This window comes from Halobacterium litoreum (assembly GCF_021233415.1).
Classification (GTDB): domain Archaea; phylum Halobacteriota; class Halobacteria; order Halobacteriales; family Halobacteriaceae; genus Halobacterium; species Halobacterium litoreum.
In genome coordinates, this window is record NZ_CP089466.1 from 852,714 (window position 1) to 870,142 (window position 17,429).

18 protein-coding genes are annotated in these 17,429 nt (G+C 68.0%); 10 read left to right on the forward strand and 8 right to left on the reverse strand.

The genetic code is table 11. The features are described 5' to 3' along the window. Positions 1-49 precede the first annotated feature (49 nt). Entirely contained in the window at positions 50-478 is a 429-nt protein-coding gene (lrpA1, locus tag LT972_RS04745; RefSeq protein ID WP_232572051.1) for an HTH-type transcriptional regulator LrpA1, read from the forward strand. Here lrpA1 and LT972_RS04750 read toward each other — a convergent pair. Continuing rightward, positions 471-1,613, reverse strand: a complete 1,143-nt coding sequence (locus LT972_RS04750) for a pyridoxal phosphate-dependent aminotransferase (RefSeq protein ID WP_232572052.1) — start codon at positions 1,611-1,613, stop codon at positions 471-473. The genes lrpA1 and LT972_RS04750 overlap by 8 nt on opposite strands. A 100-nt stretch (positions 1,614-1,713) precedes the next feature. Here LT972_RS04750 and LT972_RS04755 point away from each other — a divergent pair, with 100 nt between their 5' ends. Together LT972_RS04755 and LT972_RS04760 are read left to right on the forward strand one after the other, a co-directional pair. Next, on the forward strand, positions 1,714-2,193 hold the full coding sequence (locus LT972_RS04755) for an SRPBCC family protein (RefSeq protein ID WP_232572053.1): 480 nt from the start codon (positions 1,714-1,716) through the stop codon (positions 2,191-2,193). A 31-nt stretch (positions 2,194-2,224) separates the two neighbouring features. After that, positions 2,225-2,782: an NAD(P)/FAD-dependent oxidoreductase gene (locus tag LT972_RS04760; protein ID WP_232572054.1), complete on the forward strand. Its 558-nt coding sequence runs from the start codon at positions 2,225-2,227 to the stop codon at positions 2,780-2,782. A 37-nt stretch (positions 2,783-2,819) separates the two neighbouring features. Here LT972_RS04760 and LT972_RS04765 read toward each other — a convergent pair whose 3' ends face one another. Beyond that, complete coding sequence (locus LT972_RS04765) at positions 2,820-3,047, reverse strand: DUF7542 family protein (protein ID WP_232572055.1); 228 nt, start codon at positions 3,045-3,047, stop codon at positions 2,820-2,822. A gap of 125 nt (positions 3,048-3,172) precedes the next feature. Between LT972_RS04765 and LT972_RS04770 the strand changes: the two genes are divergently transcribed. The 3 genes from LT972_RS04770 (at position 3,173) to LT972_RS04780 (ending at position 7,006) form a co-directional block, all read left to right on the forward strand. Further along, positions 3,173-4,030 carry a DMT family transporter gene (locus LT972_RS04770; RefSeq protein WP_232572645.1) on the forward strand — a complete coding sequence of 286 codons (858 nt, stop codon included), beginning with the start codon at positions 3,173-3,175 and terminating at the stop codon, positions 4,028-4,030. A 100-nt stretch (positions 4,031-4,130) separates the two neighbouring features. Beyond that, a complete protein-coding gene (locus LT972_RS04775) occupies positions 4,131-6,164 on the forward strand; it encodes a bifunctional metallophosphatase/5'-nucleotidase (protein WP_232572056.1) in 2,034 nt (677 codons plus the stop codon). An 83-nt stretch (positions 6,165-6,247) separates the two neighbouring features. Continuing rightward, positions 6,248-7,006, forward strand: a complete 759-nt coding sequence (locus LT972_RS04780) for a DICT sensory domain-containing protein (RefSeq protein WP_232572057.1) — start codon at positions 6,248-6,250, stop codon at positions 7,004-7,006. Here LT972_RS04780 and LT972_RS04785 read toward each other — a convergent pair. The 4 genes from LT972_RS04785 to LT972_RS04800 all read right to left on the reverse strand — a co-directional run bounded on the left by LT972_RS04785 (position 6,995) and on the right by LT972_RS04800 (position 10,425). Beyond that, the gene (locus LT972_RS04785; RefSeq protein ID WP_232572058.1) at positions 6,995-7,393 is read right to left on the reverse strand and encodes an acyl-CoA thioesterase; all 399 of its coding nucleotides are present in this window, start codon (positions 7,391-7,393) and stop codon (positions 6,995-6,997) included. The genes LT972_RS04780 and LT972_RS04785 overlap by 12 nt on opposite strands. Positions 7,394-7,473: 80 nt before the next feature. Further along, entirely contained in the window at positions 7,474-8,085 is a 612-nt protein-coding gene (locus LT972_RS04790; RefSeq protein ID WP_232572059.1) for a nucleotidyltransferase family protein, read from the reverse strand. After that, positions 8,082-9,296, reverse strand: coding sequence for a molybdopterin molybdotransferase MoeA (locus tag LT972_RS04795; protein WP_232572060.1), 1,215 nt, complete (start codon positions 9,294-9,296; stop codon positions 8,082-8,084). The genes LT972_RS04790 and LT972_RS04795 overlap by 4 nt, the downstream gene beginning before the upstream one ends. Before the next feature lie 370 nt (positions 9,297-9,666). Next, the gene (locus LT972_RS04800) at positions 9,667-10,425 is read right to left on the reverse strand and encodes an IclR family transcriptional regulator (RefSeq protein WP_232572061.1); all 759 of its coding nucleotides are present in this window, start codon (positions 10,423-10,425) and stop codon (positions 9,667-9,669) included. A gap of 305 nt (positions 10,426-10,730) precedes the next feature. Between LT972_RS04800 and LT972_RS04805 the strand changes: the two genes are divergently transcribed. Continuing rightward, a complete protein-coding gene (locus LT972_RS04805) occupies positions 10,731-11,933 on the forward strand; it encodes a CaiB/BaiF CoA transferase family protein (protein WP_232572062.1) in 1,203 nt (400 codons plus the stop codon). A gap of 138 nt (positions 11,934-12,071) precedes the next feature. After that, positions 12,072-12,836: a cyclase family protein gene (locus LT972_RS04810; protein ID WP_232572063.1), complete on the forward strand. Its 765-nt coding sequence runs from the start codon at positions 12,072-12,074 to the stop codon at positions 12,834-12,836. A gap of 22 nt (positions 12,837-12,858) precedes the next feature. Here LT972_RS04810 and LT972_RS04815 read toward each other — a convergent pair whose 3' ends face one another. Continuing rightward, positions 12,859-14,256 carry a uracil-xanthine permease family protein gene (locus LT972_RS04815; RefSeq protein WP_232572064.1) on the reverse strand — a complete coding sequence of 466 codons (1,398 nt, stop codon included), beginning with the start codon at positions 14,254-14,256 and terminating at the stop codon, positions 12,859-12,861. A 126-nt stretch (positions 14,257-14,382) separates the two neighbouring features. Here LT972_RS04815 and LT972_RS04820 point away from each other — a divergent pair, with 126 nt between their 5' ends. Next, complete coding sequence (locus LT972_RS04820; RefSeq protein ID WP_232572647.1) at positions 14,383-15,420, forward strand: alcohol dehydrogenase catalytic domain-containing protein; 1,038 nt, start codon at positions 14,383-14,385, stop codon at positions 15,418-15,420. Positions 15,421-15,493: 73 nt separating this feature from the next. Continuing rightward, a complete protein-coding gene (locus tag LT972_RS04825; protein ID WP_232572065.1) occupies positions 15,494-16,657 on the forward strand; it encodes an MFS transporter in 1,164 nt (387 codons plus the stop codon). Here the strand turns inward: LT972_RS04825 and LT972_RS04830 are convergent. Further along, a complete protein-coding gene (locus LT972_RS04830; protein ID WP_232572066.1) occupies positions 16,620-17,411 on the reverse strand; it encodes a substrate-binding domain-containing protein in 792 nt (263 codons plus the stop codon). The genes LT972_RS04825 and LT972_RS04830 overlap by 38 nt on opposite strands. Between the last annotated feature and the right edge of the window lie 18 nt (positions 17,412-17,429).

Below are 17,429 nucleotides of genomic sequence, written 5' to 3' on the forward strand. Positions count from 1 at the left end.
TACTTTCCGGTTCGGAAGATATTTTTTCACAGGCACCAAACTCTCTGTCGTGAGTTCAGAATCGACGGAAGACCGTATCCTCGCTGCGCTCGAGGAGGACGCGCAGGCGTCGTACGCGGACATCGCGGCGCGCGCCGACGTGTCGAAGCCGACGGTCCGCAAGTACATCGACAAACTCGAAGAGGAGGGCGTCATCGTCGGGTACTCGGCGGACGTCGACCCGAAGAAACTCTCCAGTCAGAGCATCGCGATGGTCGGCGTCGACGTGGCATCCGAGCAGTACGTGGACGCGACGCGCGCGCTGAAGGACCTCGACGCGGTTCGCGCGCTGTACACGTCCAGCGGCGACCACATGTTGATGGCCGAAGTCCGCGCGGACGACGGCGACGCGCTCGGCGAAGTGATCAGCGAGGAGATTCTCGGCATCGACGGCGTCACCGCCGCCCACCCGTCTTTCCTGCAGGAACGCCTCAAGTAGTCGTGGTGGCTAGCAGCGCGTCGATGCGCTCGATAGCTTCGCGTACGTCTTCGGTGCTGGTGGCGAACGACGCGCGCAGGTAGTCCGTCGCCCCCTCGCCGAAGTCGGGGCCGGGCGTCATGGCGACGCCGGCGTCTTCGAGGAACACGTCGGCGACGTCGAAGGCGTCCCCCAGTTCGGAGACGTCGAGGAGGAGGTAGTAGGCGCCCTCGGGCGTGTACCCGAGGTCGAACCCCCAGCGCTCGGCGGCCTCCAGGAGCAGGTCGCGGCGTTCCGCGTAGTCCTCGCGCACGTCGTCGAGCCAGTCGGTGCCGCCGCGAATCGCGGCTTCGGCGCCGGCCTGCACGAACGACGGCGCGCAGATGAGCGCGTTCTGCGCGATGCGGTTGACGGCTTCGACGTGGCTCGGCGGACACACCACCCAGCCGAGGCGCCAGCCGGTCATCCCGTAGCGCTTCGAGACGCCGTCGAGGACGAACGCGTCGTCCGTGTACTCCAGGACGGAGTGTTCCTCGGCGTCGAACGCGAGGCCGTGGTACACTTCGTCGGAGACGACGGTGGTGTCGGTGCGCTCGGCGAGGTCCACGAGGCCGGCGAGCGTGTCGCCGCTCGTCACGGCGCCCGTCGGGTTCGCCGGGGAGTTCAACAGCATCGCGGCGGTGTCGTCGTCCACGACCGCCTCGTAGGCCGAGACGCTCGGTTCGAAGCCGTCCTCGGGGTCGAGGTCGACCGTGCTCACGCGGCCGTCCGCGAGGCGCACGAAGTTCGGGTAGCAGGCGTAATGCGGGTTCGTGAGTACGACTTCCTCGCCGGGTTCGACCGACGACAGCATCGCCAACAGGAGCGCCGGCGACGACCCCGGCGTGACGATGATTCGTTCGGCGGGCACGTCGACGCCGTAGGTGTCGGCGTAGTGCTCGCTGATGGCGTCCCGCAGCGAGGCCGTTCCTCGCGACGAGGTGTAGTCGTCGTCGCCTGCGCGGAGCGCTGCAACCGCCGCTTCCGTCGCTGCTTCCGGCGGCCGGAAGTCGGGTTCGCCCACTTCCATGTGGACGACCCCGTCGCGTTCGCTCGCCCGCTCGAGCACGTCCATCGCCGCGAACGGCGTGGTGTCGGTTGCACGCTCCGAGGGCATGTCCCGTGGAAAGGCGCTCGACGCTATAACCGTTCTTCGCACGTCAACACTTGCCGGGGTGTGCCACCGGAGTTTTGCGCCCGCGGTGCCAACGCGGCGTATGGAGACCTTCGAGCGGGACCTCCGCTTGCGCGCGCCGCTGGCCGACGTGTGGGCGTTCCACTCCACCATCGACGGTCTGCGGGCGCTGACGCCCGACTGGATGCACTTGCGCGTCGACGAGATAGAGCGCCCGGGCGACGAGCGCGAGGACACCCACGTCCTCACCGAGGGGACGCGCATCCACATGTCGGTCCAGCCGTTCGGCGTCGGGCCGCGCCAGCGCTGGGTGTCCCGAATCGAGGAGCGCGTGGAGAACGGCGGGATGGCGTACTTCGTGGACGTGATGGAGGACGGGCCGTTCCCCGAGTGGCGCCACACCCACCTGTTCTACGGCGACGGCGACGAGACGCTGCTCCGTGACCGCGTGGAGTACCGCGCGCCCCTCGGCCGTTCGCTGGACGGCCCGGCGAAACTGTTCTTCGAGCCGATGTTCCGACAGCGCCACCGTCGAACCCGCGAGATTCTCGAAGACGCGTAGGTTTATCGGCGGCGCGAGCGATGACTGACACATGGCACACGTAGCCGTCGTCGGCGGCGGTCCCGCCGGTCTGAGCGCCGCACTGTTCACCGCGAAAAACGACCTCGAGACGGCCGTCTTCGACACGGACGAGACGTGGATGCACAAGGCCCACCTCTTCAACTACCTCGGCATCGAGTCCGAGGACGGCTCCGGGTTCATGGAGGACGCCCGCGAGCAGGTCGACGACTTCGGCGTCGACCGCCACCAGGGCGAGGAGGTCACGGGCGTCTCACAGTCCGAGGACGGCTTCACCGTGGCGACCGAGGACGGCGAGTACGACGCCGACTACGTCGTGCTCGCGACCGGTGCGAGCCGTGACATCGCCGAGGACCTCGGCTGTGACTTCACGGACGAGGACATCGTCGACGTCGGTGTTTCGATGGAGACGAGCGTCGCGGACGCCTACGCCACCGGCGCGATGGTGCGCGCCGAGGAGTGGCAGGCCGTCATCTCCGCGGGCGACGGCGCGGCCGCCGCGCTGAATATCCTCTCGAAGGAGAAAGGCGAGCACTTCCACGACTTCGACGTGCCCGCCGACGCCGAGTAGTCGGTCGCTGACACCGTCCGCCGCGGCCACCGAGCAGTCAGTCGCGGTAGAGCGGCGATTCTTCGTTCGTACACTCCGGGCGTCCGCAGACGCCGGCGTCCGCGCCGGCCTGTTCGACGCCCGCAGCGACCTCGTGAATCTTCCACGTCGGGTCGTGGCCGGTGTCGTCGCGGTGGTCGGCGACCGCGCTCCGGGCGTCACGCAGGCGGTCGAACTGTTCTTCGTACCCGCAGTCACAGACCACCGTCGCGCGAGCGTCGCTCATCGGTCGAATCGACGGGCGCGAGTCACATTAATCGCTCGCGTGCGGGCGACCGGCAACGCAACGCCTAACCGGAGCGCGGGCGACTCTCCGGTGTGACTGCCGTCGAAGACCTGCCGGTGCCGCCGATGGCGGGCGTTGCGGTGGCCGTCGTCGCGGTGTCCACGAGCGCGATTCTCGTCGACCTCAGCGACGCGCCGAGTCTGGTGAAGGCGTGCTATCGCGTGCTGTTCATGACCGGGCTGGTGGCGCCGTTCGCGGTGCGGGAGCGCGACCAGTTCGCGACGATTTCGGGGAGCGACTGGCTGCTGGTGACGGCGTCGGGCGCGCTGCTCGCGGGCCACTTCGCGGCGTGGTTCGCGTCCATCGAGTACACGAGCATCGCGGCGTCCACGACGCTCGTGCAGACCCAACCCGCGTTCGTCGCGGTGGGCGCGTGGCTGCTGTTGGACGAGCGCGTCACCTCGCGGGTAGCGGGCGGCATCCTCGTCGCAATCTCCGGGTCCGTGTTGCTGTCTGCGGGCGACTTCCTCGGCGGGACAACCGTCGGCTCGAACCCGTCACTCGGGAACGGCTTGGCGGTGCTCGGCGCGGCGTCGGCGGCGGGGTACGTGCTCGCGGGACGGTCGGTACGCCAGCGTCTCTCGCTCGGGCCGTACGTCCTCGTCGTCTACGGCGTCTGCGCGGCGACGCTGTTCGCAGCGGCGCTCGCGCTCGGCCTCCCGCTCGCGAACTACCCGGCCCACGAGTGGGGGCTGTTCGTGGCGATGGCTGTGGGGCCGGGATTGCTCGGGCACACCGTCGTGAACTGGGCGCTGAAGTACGTCGAGTCGAGCATCGTGAGCGTCTCCCTGCTCGGCGAACCCGTGGGAAGCGCCCTACTCGCGCTCGCAATCTTCGGCGAGGTGCCCGGCGAGTTCACGATTCTCGGCGGCGCCGTGATTCTGCTCGGCATCGCGGTGACGGCGACCGACCGCGCGTCGTGACCACGTTCGTGGTTATTTCGAGTTCTCGGTGTGGGAATTACTGTCTAAATAGGCAGGAATGAACAACGCTTTTGAGGGTGGTTTCGGTGCGTCGACACGCATGCGAACCGCGACACTGCTCGTGGTCTGTGCGCTCGTGCTGTCGGCAGCGGTGCCGGCGGCCGCGGTCGGTTCGGAAACCGCGACCCCCGCGGCGACCGAAGCGAACGCCACGCAGACCGAGAGCACTACCGTCACGATTCTCTCGTACAACGACGTACAGACGGCGATGGCGCAGAACGGGAGCGTCCCGCGACTCGCGACGCTCCTCGAACAGCGCCGCGCCGCCCACGACAACCCCACCTTCACGTTCGGCGCTGGCGACGAGGTCAGCCCGCACTCGATGTCCCCCATCTCGCAGTGGCGGACGCCCGTGAAGGTGCTCAACGAGATGCAGCCGGACGCCGAGGTCGTCGGGAACCACGACCTCGACTACGGCTTCGGCGCCGTGTCGAACTACTCGAACGCCTCCGAGTTCCCGTGGCTGCTCGCGAACGTCGTGGACAGCGAGACCGGCGAGACGGTGCCCGGCACGGAGCCCTACGAGGTCTTCGAGAAGGGCGGCGTGAAAGTCGGCGTCGTCGGCCTCGTCGACGAGAAAATCAAGTCCAAGACCGCGGTCGACTTCCAGAAGCAGGGGTACGAACTCCGGGACTACAGCGAGGTCGGCTCGGAGTACGCGACGATGCTGAAAGAGGAGAAGAACGTCGACGTGGTCGTGACGCTCGGCCACTTCGGGGTGCCGGTCGCGAAGGAGTTCGCGAACAGCACCGAGAACGTCGACGTGGTGCTCGTCGGTGACGACGAAATCGCCTACGAGCCGAAGGCGACCGACGGCGTCGTCATCAGCGAGGCCGCCGGGCGCGCGGCGTACCTCAGTGAACTCAACCTCACCGTCGAGAACGGCGAGGTGACGAAGTGGAACGGTCGGCTCGTCGAGACCGACGAGAACGTCACGAAGGACAGCGAGGTCTCGAACATCATCGCCGATGCGCGCAGCGAGCAACTCTCCCGGGTCGCCGGGAAGACGACGACCGAACTCGACGCGCGGTTCTCCTCGAACTACCACGACGAGACCGCGCTCGGCAACCTCATCACGGACGCGTTCCGCTGGCAGACGGACGCGGACGTCGCCATCACGAACGCGGGCGGCATCCGGTCGAACGCCCAGTACGGTCCCGGCAACCTCACCGCGGGCGACGTCTACAACGTCCTGCCGTTCAACAACCACCTCGTCACGGTCGAACTGACGGGGAGCGAACTCGAAGCCCTGCTCCAGAGCCAGGTCGTCACGCTGGAGAGCGAGACCGGCCAGCAGTACGGCGCGGAAGCCCAACTGCAGGTCAGCGGCGTGACCTACGAGTGGCTCGGCCACGAGCGCGCGAGCGACCAGATTCGCTCGCTGTACGTGAACGGCGACCCCGTCGACCCCGACGCGACGTACACCGTCACCGTGAACTCCTACATGGCGGGCTGGGACGGCTCCGTGCTCGAGAACGCGACGCGCACGGGCGTCGATTACACGATGTACGGCGAGGTCGTCTACGACTACGTCGCCGACCAGGGCACCGTGTCGCCGACCGACGCCAACCGCATCCGCCGCATCGACTACGAGACCGACGCGGGCGGCGTCGAACTCGACGGCGAGGGGTCGGTCACCGTCACCTTCGAGAAGCCGACCGCGGCGAACAACACGGTCGTGAACTCCCGGAGTTTCCACGCGCTGAACAGCGAGAACGAGCGCGTGAACGCCACGAGCGCGTCCGTCGAGGACGGCACCGTCTCGGTGACCTTCGAGGACGGCGCGCTCCGAACGCTCGCCGAGTCGGGCGACGTCGAAGTGTACGGGAACTACGTCGTCGACCGGCCGGAGCGCCCGTACTTCGAGAACTCCGTCGTGAACGCGGAAGTCGACGCGTCGCTCGTGGAGCAGTCCACGACCACGCAGTCGACGACCGAGAGCACGACGACGACCGAGAACACGACGAACGCGACCACCGAGGACGAGTCCGGCGGTGACACGCCCGGCTTCGGCGTCGGTGTCGCGCTCGCGGCGGTCCTCGGCGCGGCGCTCGTCGCCGTCCGGCGCGCCTGACTGACGCGGCGGAGACTAGCGCTTGCCGCGTCAGCCACCGGGACAGTACAATTTTTGTTCGCGTGGTTCCACGTAGCCGACAGATGGCGGACTCCGACGGACCGACCGACGCGCCAGCGCTCCCGGAAATCATCGAGCGCGTCGACTCGCGGTCACCGACGCTCACCCTGTACAACGTGGACACGGACGACGTCGTCCTCGCGGACATCCAGTCGTACTTCGACGTCCAGTCCGTGACGCTGCGGCGCGCGACCACCGACGACGCCCGCCCCCGGAACTTCGTGGTGCTACACGACGGCGACCAGTTCCTCGGCGCGGCGGGACTGAAACACCTCTACAGCGTCATTCGTCCGGACTCGGAACTCCTCGACGTGTCGAACCCCGAGGAGATCGAGTACCCCGACTTGCTCCGGAAGATAACGCAGAACCTCTTCACGAACTACGGACGTCGCCGCATGACCGTGGCGTCCCGCGAGATAGAGGAGTACGCGTACCGGAACGGCGGGGCGGTCCACGCGGGCTTCCAGGAGTTGTCGAACTTCCGCACCCAGTACCGCCTCTACGGGTCGCTGGCGGACGCCGGCGTGGAGACCCACCTCTACGGCGCGCCCGACTGGCAGATTCCGACGGACGCACACGCGCTCCACGAGTACGACGACGACGAGATTACGGGGTCGTGGTTCGTCGTGCTCGACGGCGACGACGAGGACAAGCGCGCGCTGCTCGCGGAAGAACGGCGAGAAAACGAGTTCTTCGGGTTCTGGACGTTCGACGCGTCCATCGTGGACACGATTCTGGCGCGCCTCGACGCCTACCCGGCGACGACGCCGTCAGCCCTCTAACTCGTCGAACGCGGTGCGCCACGACTCCGGCACGGGCCGTGTCTCCTTCGTCTCCGGGTCGAGTGCGACCTGCACGCTCTCGCCCTCTACGGCGACACCCTCGTCGTCTCGGACCTCGTACGCCATCGTGAAACTGGAGTCGCCGACGTCCGTCACCGACACGCCGACTTCGACGTCTCGCGCGTACTCGACGGGCCGACGGAAGTCGACGGTGAGGTTCGCGACGACCATGCCGAGTTCGTCCGCCGGGATGCCGACGCCTTCGGTGAGGTACGCGAACCGGGCTTCCTCCATGTACGTCACGTAGACGGCGTTGTTGACGTGCCCCATCGTGTCGTGGTCCTGGTAGCGCACGTCCACCGACTCCGTGTACGAGAACTCCGTCATCCCTCGATGGGTCGCTCGCCGCCCGCATAACGCCCGCGGTTCAGGCGAAGCCGTCGGCGACTCGGAGCCGGCTCACTCCCTCACGCCACGTCGTCCGGACGGTCCACGTCCCGGCGGACGCCCGCGTCGCCGGTCTCCACGACCGCGCCGTCCTCGGCGCCGAGCAGAATCTGTTTCCCGCCGGTGTCGCCGTCGCTGTCGGCGAGCGCGTCGAAGTGGCGTGCGCCGAACAACACGGGGTTCCCGCGCTCGCTCGCGAAGCCGGCGGCGAGCGCCGACCCCGCGCCGTCCTCGTAGGCCGCGACGAGCGCGCGGACGCTCTCCGAGTCGACGTACGGCATGTCCCCGAGCGCGAACACGGCGGCGTCCGCGTCGGCGAGCGCGCACACCCCCGCACGGACCGAGGACGCCTGTCCCGTCTCGTAGTCGGGGTTCTCGACGAAGCGCACGTCGAGGCCGTCGAGCGCGTCGCGAACCCGGTCGGCCTCGTACCCGACGACGACGACGACTTCGGCGAGTCCCGCGGCCAGCAGCGTCTCGGCGCTCCGGCGTACCATCGGCGCGCCGTCGACGTCCGCGAGGAGTTTGTTCGCGTCCCCGTACCGCGAACTCGTACCCGCGGCGAGCAGGACGCCCGCGACGCGAGTGTCACCGGTGCGCTCGCCCGGCGGGTCGACGGCGGGGAGGGTCATTCCACGGACTCGTAGCGTACGACCCGCACTGATTCGCCCGCGGACAGCGCGGACTCCGTGAGCACGAATCCGTCGGCGCGCGTCGCTCGCGTGCTGGAGGACAGCACGCTCGGGTCGAAGGTGTCCTCGTAGACAGCGAGCGGCGAGTCGACGTGGCCCAGGGGCGTCGCCTCGTCGCCGTCCAGCGTGACGGGAATCGCGTACTCGAAGCCCTCGGGGCCGAGTCCCACGTCGTGCGTGAACGTCGCCGGCACGGTCGGGAGGTCGGTGCGCCCGGTGAAGAAGGGGCGCGCGACCAGCGTCGTGATGGTGTGCGCGCCGAGTGGCTTTCCGGGCACGGCGATGGCCGTCGCGTCGTGGTCGGGGAGGTCAGCGAACGCGATTGGTTTTCCGGGACGGACGGCGGCGCGGTGGAAGTCCACCTCGCCGAGTTCGTCGAGCGCGCGAATCACGTAGTCTTTCTTCCCGACGCTCGTCCCGCCCGTCGTCACCACCACGTCGTGTTCGTCCGCCAACTCCGCGATGCGGCCCTCGACGGTGTCGTAGTCGTCCGGCACCGTCCCCTCGTAGGTCGCGTCGTGGCCCCACGACTCGAAGAGGCCGGCGAGCATCGGTGAGTCGAGGTCGCTGATGCGCCCCTCGTGAATCTCGGTGCCGGTCGCCAGCACGCCCACCGAGAATCGCGCCAAGACTTCGGGTTCCTCCACGCCGAGGTCCCGAAGGAGGATGGCGTCCTTCGGCGAGACGCGTTCGCCCGCCGCGAACAGTTCTTCGCCCGCCTCGACGTTGCTCCCGCGCTCGTAGACGTAGGTTCCGGGCGTCAGTTCCGTCCCAGTCAGTTCGCCGCCCTCGACGGTCGCCTCCTCGACTTTCAACACGGCGTTCGCGCCCTCGGGGAGCGGCGCGCCCGTCGCGATGCGCACCGCCTCGCCGGCGTCGAGTTCGCCGGGGTCGTCCTCCGGGAACAGTTCGCGGTCCACCACCTCGTAGGGGTAGGCCGCGCTCGCGTCGAACGCGAACCCGTCCATCGTCGCGTAACTGTACGGCGGCTGGTCCGCGTCGGCGGTGACAGACGATGCGAGCACCCGCCCCGACATCGCGTCCAGTCCGACGGTTTCGGTGTCGACGCGCCCGAGCGCCGTCTCGCGGTGCGCGAGCACGCGCTCGACCGCCGCCGTTCGCGACAGCATGTCGCCGTGGTCGTGGGTCATGTCACACACACCGGCTTCCGAGTGCTTGTGTCTTGCTCCCCCACCGAACGACCCGAACGGCTGTATACCAGAATAATTAGTAGTAACTTAATTTGGTAGTTGTAAATCCGCTTGAAATCGGATGTATAGTAAATCACAGTCTCGGCGCTCAAATCCAATTCAAAATACACAATAGTTGAAATAGGTGAAATTTTTTATCCTCGTTGGCTTGGCTCGATTTATCCGCGAATTTAGCGCTTACAAGTCCAGTATACGGGATTCTAGACGAGTAAACTCTCGATGGGCACATTAGTATACGAAAACTGTTGGTTCAGGGGATTAGAAAGTAGATTGGTAGTTTTGGTGTATTACGAATGTACGTCTGTAATGGCTACGAGTAGGTGACGTTGAGGTCGATGACGTTGACCGCGCTCCGCACGACGCCAGGAAGTTCCTCGCGGAAGCGCTCGTCGCGGAGGCGACTGGTGGGGCCGGCGACGCTCACCGCACCGAGCACGTCGCCGTCCGGGCCGGTGACGGCGCCCGCGACGCTCCGGAGTCCGTCGAGGCGCTCCTCGTCGTCGAACGCGATGCCGGTCTCCCGGATTTCGGCGAGTTCGTCTGCGAGTTCGCCGCGGTCGGTGACGGTGTTCTCGGTGAGCGCCGGGAGCCCGTGGCGGTCGGCGATCGCGTCGACGCGCTCCTCGGGGAGGTTCGCGAGCACGGCCTTTCCGAGTGCGGTGCCGTGGAGGTAGATGCGCTTGCCCGCGTACGTGTCGACGTGGACGGCGCGGTCGCCCTTCGCGCGGTGGAGGAAGACGCCGCGGCCGTGTTCCTCGACGACGACGCCGGAGAGTTCGCCGGTCTCCTCGGCGATGCGGTCGACTTCGGGGCGCGCGACCTCGTAGATGGCGCGGCGGTCGCGGGCGTGTGCGCCGAGTTCGAGGAAGCGACTGCCGACGCGGTAGGTGCCGTCGTCGTTGACGACGTACTCGTTGCCTTCGAGCGTCTGCAGGTGGTTGTGGACCGTGCTCTTGGGGGCGGAGAGCGCGGACGCGAGTTCGGTGACGCCGGCGCCGCCGCGGTCGTGGAGCGCCTCGATGATTCGAAAGGTGGTCTCGACCGATTTGACCGTCGTGTCCTCGCCCATTGGTATCTACTCGCACGTCGTCGTTCGGCTACGTAATACTTTCGTTCACTCGAACGAAACAGTTGTCCTACTGAACTGCGCTCTCGTCGCTCGAATCAGCACAGCCGAACGTCAAGTCAACACGTACCAAACGACAAATATTGCCTCGAATGCGTGTTGGCGTTCGCTATCGTCCCGAATATGGAGATTCGGGAAATCAGTCCGCCGAAACCGCTGTTCGGTAGAGGTGAACATTCTGTTCGCCGCGGCGTCTCGGGCGGAACCACGGCAATGATTTAAGCCGCGGGTCCCCCTCAGATGTGGTGATGGCTACCGACGGACACGTACTCGACGGCGTGACGGTGCTCGACCTGAGCACGTTCGTCACCGGCGGTTTCTGCTCGCTGATGCTCGCGAACCAGGGCGCGGACGTAATCAAGGTCGAACGGCCCGAAGTCGGCGACGACAACCGCCACTCCGGGCCGCCGTTCGTGGACGGCGAGTCGCCGTACTTCTGGACGGTGAACTACGACAAGCGCAGCATCGAACTGAATCTGAAGAAAGAGGAGGGGCTGGCGGCGCTCTACGACCTCGCCGAGGAGGCAGACGTCTTCATCCAGAACTACCGCCCGGGCACCGCGGAGAAACTCAACGTCGCGTACGACGACATCCGCGAGGTGAACGACGACGTCGTCTACTGCGCGATGTCCGCGTTCGGGCAGACCGGGCCGTGGAGCCAGCGCCCGGGCTACGACCTCCTGATTCAGGGGATGAGCGGCATCATGTCCGTCACCGGCGAGGCCGACGGTCGCCCCGTGAAGGTCGGCCTCCCGCAGACCGACCTCATCACCGGGATGTGGGCTGCGTTCGGCATCGTAAACTCGCTCTACCGGCGCGAGCGCACCGGAGAGGGCGAGTACGTCGAACTCGGCATGCTGGACGCCGCGCTACCGTGGCTCACGAAGCAGGCGGGGAAGGCGTTCGTCGGGGAGGAACCCCAGCGCATGGGGACGAAAGACCCCGTGCTCGCGCCCTACCAGACGTTCGAGACGGCGGACGGCCACATCAACGTCGCGTGCCTGAATCAGAAACTCTGGGGCCTGCTCTGCGAGGCGCTCGGCCGCCCCGAACTCGCCGACGACGAGCGCTTCGAGACGAACGCCGACCGCGTCGAACACATGGACGAACTGGAGGCCGAACTGGAGGCCGAACTCGCCGAGCGCACCACCGACGAGTGGATGGAGATTCTCGTCGACGACGCCGGCATCCCCGCCGGCCCCGTCTACTCGGTGGACGAGGCGCTCCACAACGAGCAGGTCGAATCGCGGGGTGTCGTCCGCGAGATGGAGGCCCGCGGGAAGACAATCCCCGTGGTCGAACACCCACTGAACTACGAGCACAGCGAGAGCGGCTTCCGGTCGCCGCCGCCCGAACTCGGCGAGCACAACCGCGAGGTGTTCGAAGAACTCGGGTACAGCGACGCCGAAATCGAGGCGCTCGCGGAGGCGGGCGTCTTCGGCGACGACTGACGGGCGGGGTTCGCGGGCCGCGTCCACCCGACGGATTCGGGCGCGCTCGCCCCGCAAAGTCGTGGTAACGATTCGACGACCCCCCAGCCGACTGCCCCAGGGCCAATTCTTATGAGGGAGTCACGCGACGGGAGGAGTATGCTCGACGGTTACGAGATGCACGACCTGACGCAGCCGTGGTCACAGGACACGCCCGCGTGGCCGACGTACGACAACCCGAAAATCTGGTACGAGAAGTCACTGGACACGGAGAAGGTGAACGGCCAGAAGATCGAGTTCATGAACCACACGGGGACCCACCTCGACGGCGAGAAACACTTCATCGCACACGGGCGGGACATCGAGAGCATGCCCCTCGAGGAACTCGTGGGCGACGCCGTCGTCGCCGACATCTCCGACAAGGTCGGGGACTACGACGTCTACACCTCCGAGATGATAGAGGACGTCTGTGACGTTCAGAAGGGCGACATCCTCTTCATCCACACGGGCTACCAGGAGTACGCGTGGCACAAGGAGAACGCCGACCCGCACAAGTTCTTCTGCAAGCACCCCGGCCCGAACCAGGAGTTCGCGGACTGGTGTAAGGAGATGGAACTGGAGTACCTGATTCTGGACTGCGGGAGCGCCGACCACCCGATGAACACGGTGATTCGGGACGTGCGCCCGGAACTCGCGGCGGAAGCCCGCGAGAAGCACGGCGTCGACGACCTCGACGAAATCTTCCCGCCGGAGGGCTACCAGTTGATGCACACTGAACTGTTCCCGGAGGGTATCGTCCACGTGGAGAACGCGCAGGTGCCCGAGGAACTGCTGAACGAGCGCGTTCAGATCGGGACGTTCCCGTGGCGGTTCCGCGGCGGCGAATCCTCCGTCTCCCGCGTCGTGGCGTTCACCGAAGAATAGCGGTCAGCGGTTTTCCGATTTTTCAGTCGTCCAGCGCGTCCTCCGCGTCCTCGCCGGCGACGGGTTCACCGACCGGGCCTCGACCGACGGGTGCGATGTCCTCGGGGAGAATGAGGTTGAGGAGGAGCGCGGTGACGCCGCCCATGATGAGGCCGGACGTGGCGAGAATCTGCACGTCCGGGTGGAGTTGGGCGAGTGCGTCGGCGCGCCACTCGACGCCGACGCCGAGGACGATGGAGACGGCGATGATGGTGAGGTTGCGCTGCGTGAGGTCCGCGCCGTTCGCGATGATGCGCATGCCCGTGGAGATAATCATCCCGAACATGACGACCGCGGCGCCCCCGAGGACCGGGTTTGGCATCGCGGAGACGACTTCGGCGACCTTCGGGATGAAGCCGAGGACGACGAGGAAGACGCCGGCGATGGCGACGACGAACCGACTGGCGACGCCGGTGAACGTGATGAGGCCGACGTTCTGGCTGAAGGAGGTGTTGGGGAAGGCGTTGAAGACGCCCGCGAATGCCGACATGACACCGTCAGCGACGAGACCGCCCTTGGTCTCCTCGGTGGTGGGTTCGCGGTCCACCGCGGCGGTGGTGCCGGAGATGTCGCCGATGGTCTCCATGGACGTGATGACGTACGCGAACGCGACGACGAGGATGGCGCTGGGTTCGAACTCGACGCCGAACGCGAGCGGCGTGGGGAGTGCGAACCACCCGGCAGCGCTCACGCCGGAGAGGTCGAGCAAGCCGAGCGGAATCGCGGCGACGTAGCCGACGACGACGGCGACGAGGACGCTCGCGGAGCGCAGGAAGCCGTCGAAGAACTGGTTCACGAGGAGCGCGACGAGTAACACGAGCGTCGCGAGTCCGAGGTTCTCCAGGCTCCCGAACGCCTCGGTTCCGGGCGTGCCCGCGGAGTACTGGATGGCGATGGGGATGAGCGTGAGGCCGACGAGCATCACGACGATGCCGGTGACGAGCGGCGGGAACAGACTCCGGATGTCGTCGTAGAGGTAGCCGATGACGACCTCGATGGGCGAGGCGACGATGACGGCGCCGAAGATGGCGGCGAGGCCGAACTCCGTGCCGACGGTGATGAGCGGCGAGACGAAGATGGCACTCGTCCCCATGACGATTGGGAGGCGCGCGCCGATGGGGCCGATTGGGTAGGCTTGGACGATAGTGGCGACGCCGGCGACGAGCAGCGCCATCTGGATGATGAACTGGGTGTCTGCCGCGCCGACGCCGATGGCGCTCGCGATGACGAGCGGGAGCGCCACCGTCGAGAGGAACATCGCGAGCAGGTGTTGGATGCCGAGCGGAACCGCCTCGTCCATGTCGGGGCTCTCCTCGATGCCGTATCTGACGAGCGTTCGCTCACGGTTCGTTGCGTCTTGCTGCGTGTTGCCGTCAGGCATGAGACGACTCACCGTGGTACCCAGATTAAATCTATCTTATGTGCTATGACAGGAGCCGGCGGCGGTTGCCGGTTCCGGGGCGAACACCTAACTGACCCAACTGCAAACACGGCGAGCGTGCCATCCATGAACGCGGTCGTCCTCGACGAGTGGGGCGGCGACCTCGAAGTCCGCGAGGTACCGCGACCCGAACCCGACCCCGGCGAAGTACTGGTCGACGTGCGCGCCTGCGGCGTCACCCGAACCATCGAGAACGCGATACAGGGCGGCCTGAGCGACGACCCCGGGTTCACGCCCCGCATTCCCGGTCACGAGTTCGCGGGCGTCGTCGAGGCGACGGGCGACGGCGTCACCGACCACGAACCCGGCGACCGCGTGGTGTCGTACTTCTATCTCACCTGTGGCACCTGCGAGCGCTGTCTGCGCGGGGACACGAACCAGTGCGTGAACTTCGGCGGCTGGTTCGGCGTCCAGCGCGACGGCGCGTACGCCGAGTACGCGACCATCCCCGAATCGAACCTCCTCGCGCTCCCCGAGGGCGCGACGTTCGCCGAGGGCGCCGTCGCCGCCGACGGCCTCGCGACGCCGCTGCACGTCTGCGAGCGAACGGGCGTGAGCGACGACGACACCGTGCTCGTGCTCGGTGCGGCGGGCCGAATCGGCGTCCACCTCTCGCAGTTGGCCGCGAACAGAGGGGCGCACGTCCTCGCCGCGGACGTCGACGACGCCCGACTCGCGCACGTGGACGACCTGACGCCGGACGCGGTGACGCCGATAGACGCGCGGGGCGACGACTTCGCCGAGCGCGCCCGCGACGCCACCCCGTTCGGCGACGGCCCGACGGTCGCCGTGGACACCGTGGGCGACCTCGACACGCTCCGGGACGCGTGGGACGCGCTCGCGATGGGCGGCGACCTCGTGACGCTCACCACGCACCACGAGCGCTCGTTCGCGCCGCTCCTGAAGGAGTTCGTCGTCAAAGAGGCGAGCGTCGTCGGCTCCCGGTACGCCACCAAAGACGAGGTGTCGCGGGCGGCGCGCCTGCTCGCGGACGGGCGGGTCACCGCCGACTACACCGACACGGTGGGACTCGACGAGGTACCAGAGACCCACGAGCGAATCCGGAACGGCGAGACGTTCGGGATGACGGTCCTCGAACCGTGACCGCACTGGCCGACCGCCCGCGAACCGCGGCCGCGTCCGAACTACTTTGGGCGGACGCGACCCACCGGGAAGCGTGAATCGGGACCTGCCGCGGCGTGCGCTCGCCGTCCTCGGCGTCGGCCTGCTCGGGATGGGACTGGCGGTCGGGAGTTACGGCGCCGGTGTCACCCGACTCCTCGAACGCGGCGTCGCGCCCGGTGTCGCCGGATTCGGGATGACGCTGTTCCTGCTCGGCCAGTTGGTCGTCGTCGCGTTCGCGGACCGCGCGACGCGGACGCGGCGGTCGGCGTGGGTCGCCGCGGTCGGTCTCGGTGCCGGTGCCGCGGCCGCCGCGCTGTCCGCCGTCGGCACGCTCTCGGCGACGCTCGCCGCGCGCGCCCTGCTCGGTCTCGGGCAGGGCGCGGCGTTCGTCGGCGCGATGAAACACGTCGGGAAGCGCACGCCCGACCGCGCCGTCGCCACCGCGCAGGGACTGCTCGGCGCGCTGTTCACGCTCGGTCTCGCCGTTTCGCTCGCCGTCGCCGAACCCGCGTTCGCGGCGGTCGGCTTCGAGGCGTCGATGGCCGGGGTCGCCGCCGTCGTCGCCGTCGGCGCGGCGGCCGCCCCGCTCCTCGACTCGGCGGGCTCTGAGGCCGTCGTCCCGTACCGCGACTACCTCGCGCCCCTGCGCTCGCGGGTCGGCCTCGCGCTCGGCCTCGGGAACATGGCGACGTTCGGCTTCCTCATCGTCGCGACGACGTGGTACGTGGACGCGCTCGGCGGCGTTCCCGGGGTTCCGGCGACGCCCGCGCTGCTCGCGTTCGCCGCGACCACCGTCGTCGGGCGGGCGCTCGGCGGCGTGCTCGCGGCGCGCGTCGGCGAGCGCGCCGTCGTCTCCCGGTCGATGCTCGGCCTCGCCGTCGCGCTGGCGGGCATGGCGGCGGGCGTCCAGTACGGCGTGCCTGCCGTCCTCGTCGCCGGCGTCGTCGGCACGGGCCTCGGGTTCAGCGTGCCCTTCGGCCCGCTGTTCGCGTTCGCGTTCTCGAACCTCGCGGACGACGCCGGCGTCACGCTCGTCGTGATGCTCGCCGTCGGGAACGCCGGCGCGCTCGCGTACCCGTGGCTCGTCGGCGAACTCGTCGCGGCGACTGGGACCTACGCCGCCGGCTTCGCGGCGATGAGCGCCACCGTCGTCGGCGTCTGGTGGCTGTGGCGGACGGCTATCGGGGGCGCTCCGGGAACCCCGATGGGACGGTGAACCCCGCTGCTTCGAGGCGGTCGCGGCCAGTCACGAGGGATTCCGTCCACGGTTCGCCGGCGTCGGTGAGCGCGGCGGCGCCGTAGGTGATGGGCGCGCCGCGAATCGCCTCGCCGTTCACCTCGATGGACACCTCGGCGTACTCGTCGGCGCGTTCGGGGTCCGAGAAGTCGATTTCCGGGGGAAGGTCGCGGTACGGTAGGTCGTGGTCCTCGGCCATGTTCCGGTAGCAGAAGGCGGCGTCCAGCCCCCCGGATTCGAGCGTGCGGAGCATCGACGTCTCGGGGAACAGCGGCATATCTGGGAGGTGTTCGTCGGCGTCCAGGTCGCTGAGCCGGAGCGCGAGCACCGTCCGGTAGCCCAGTGGGTCCTGCTGTGGGTCGGTGCGCCCGACTTTCACGTCGTCGCGGCGCACGGCGGCCCGCCAGTCCTCCGGGAGGGCGCCCTCGCGGCCGGCGAGCACGAGCGCGTTCGTCGCGAACAGCGTCGGCTCGGCGATGCCCTCGAACAGCACGGGGTCGGCGAGCGCGAGCGCGTCCGGGTCGCGCAGGTCGTCTAAGACGTACTGCCGGCAGGTCACGCTCCCGTGGGCTTCGACGGAGCCGTCGGGAACCTCGCCCGCGACGGACTGGAGGCTCCCCGCGACGAGCGCCGACGCGGTGGCGTCGCCGTCCCCGCCACCGGTGACCAGCGAGGCGGCGGCGGTGCCGGTGACCGCGACGCCTGCGGCGGCGAGGAACGCGCGTCGTTTCATTGGCGTGATTGAATCCGG

Excerpts from the sequence above, each read along its gene's own strand:
- LT972_RS04820 (WP_232572647.1), top strand. The coding sequence starts at position 14,383 with ATGAACGCGGTCGTCCTCGACGAGTGGGGCGGCGACCTCGAAGTCCGC.
- LT972_RS04815 (WP_232572064.1), bottom strand. The coding sequence starts at position 14,256 with ATGCCTGACGGCAACACGCAGCAAGACGCAACGAACCGTGAGCGAACG.
- LT972_RS04765 (WP_232572055.1), bottom strand. The coding sequence starts at position 3,047 with ATGAGCGACGCTCGCGCGACGGTGGTCTGTGACTGCGGGTACGAAGAA.
- LT972_RS04795 (WP_232572060.1), bottom strand. The coding sequence starts at position 9,296 with ATGACCCACGACCACGGCGACATGCTGTCGCGAACGGCGGCGGTCGAG.
- LT972_RS04760 (WP_232572054.1), top strand. The coding sequence starts at position 2,225 with ATGGCACACGTAGCCGTCGTCGGCGGCGGTCCCGCCGGTCTGAGCGCC.
- LT972_RS04755 (WP_232572053.1), top strand. The coding sequence starts at position 1,714 with ATGGAGACCTTCGAGCGGGACCTCCGCTTGCGCGCGCCGCTGGCCGAC.
- LT972_RS04810 (WP_232572063.1), top strand. The coding sequence starts at position 12,072 with ATGCTCGACGGTTACGAGATGCACGACCTGACGCAGCCGTGGTCACAG.
- LT972_RS04790 (WP_232572059.1), bottom strand. The coding sequence starts at position 8,085 with ATGACCCTCCCCGCCGTCGACCCGCCGGGCGAGCGCACCGGTGACACT.
- LT972_RS04780 (WP_232572057.1), top strand. The coding sequence starts at position 6,248 with ATGGCGGACTCCGACGGACCGACCGACGCGCCAGCGCTCCCGGAAATC.
- LT972_RS04770 (WP_232572645.1), top strand. The coding sequence starts at position 3,173 with ATGGCGGGCGTTGCGGTGGCCGTCGTCGCGGTGTCCACGAGCGCGATT.
- LT972_RS04785 (WP_232572058.1), bottom strand. The coding sequence starts at position 7,393 with ATGACGGAGTTCTCGTACACGGAGTCGGTGGACGTGCGCTACCAGGAC.
- LT972_RS04775 (WP_232572056.1), top strand. The coding sequence starts at position 4,131 with ATGCGAACCGCGACACTGCTCGTGGTCTGTGCGCTCGTGCTGTCGGCA.
- LT972_RS04800 (WP_232572061.1), bottom strand. The coding sequence starts at position 10,425 with ATGGGCGAGGACACGACGGTCAAATCGGTCGAGACCACCTTTCGAATC.
- LT972_RS04750 (WP_232572052.1), bottom strand. The coding sequence starts at position 1,613 with ATGCCCTCGGAGCGTGCAACCGACACCACGCCGTTCGCGGCGATGGAC.
- LT972_RS04805 (WP_232572062.1), top strand. The coding sequence starts at position 10,731 with ATGGCTACCGACGGACACGTACTCGACGGCGTGACGGTGCTCGACCTG.
- LT972_RS04830 (WP_232572066.1), bottom strand. The coding sequence starts at position 17,411 with ATGAAACGACGCGCGTTCCTCGCCGCCGCAGGCGTCGCGGTCACCGGC.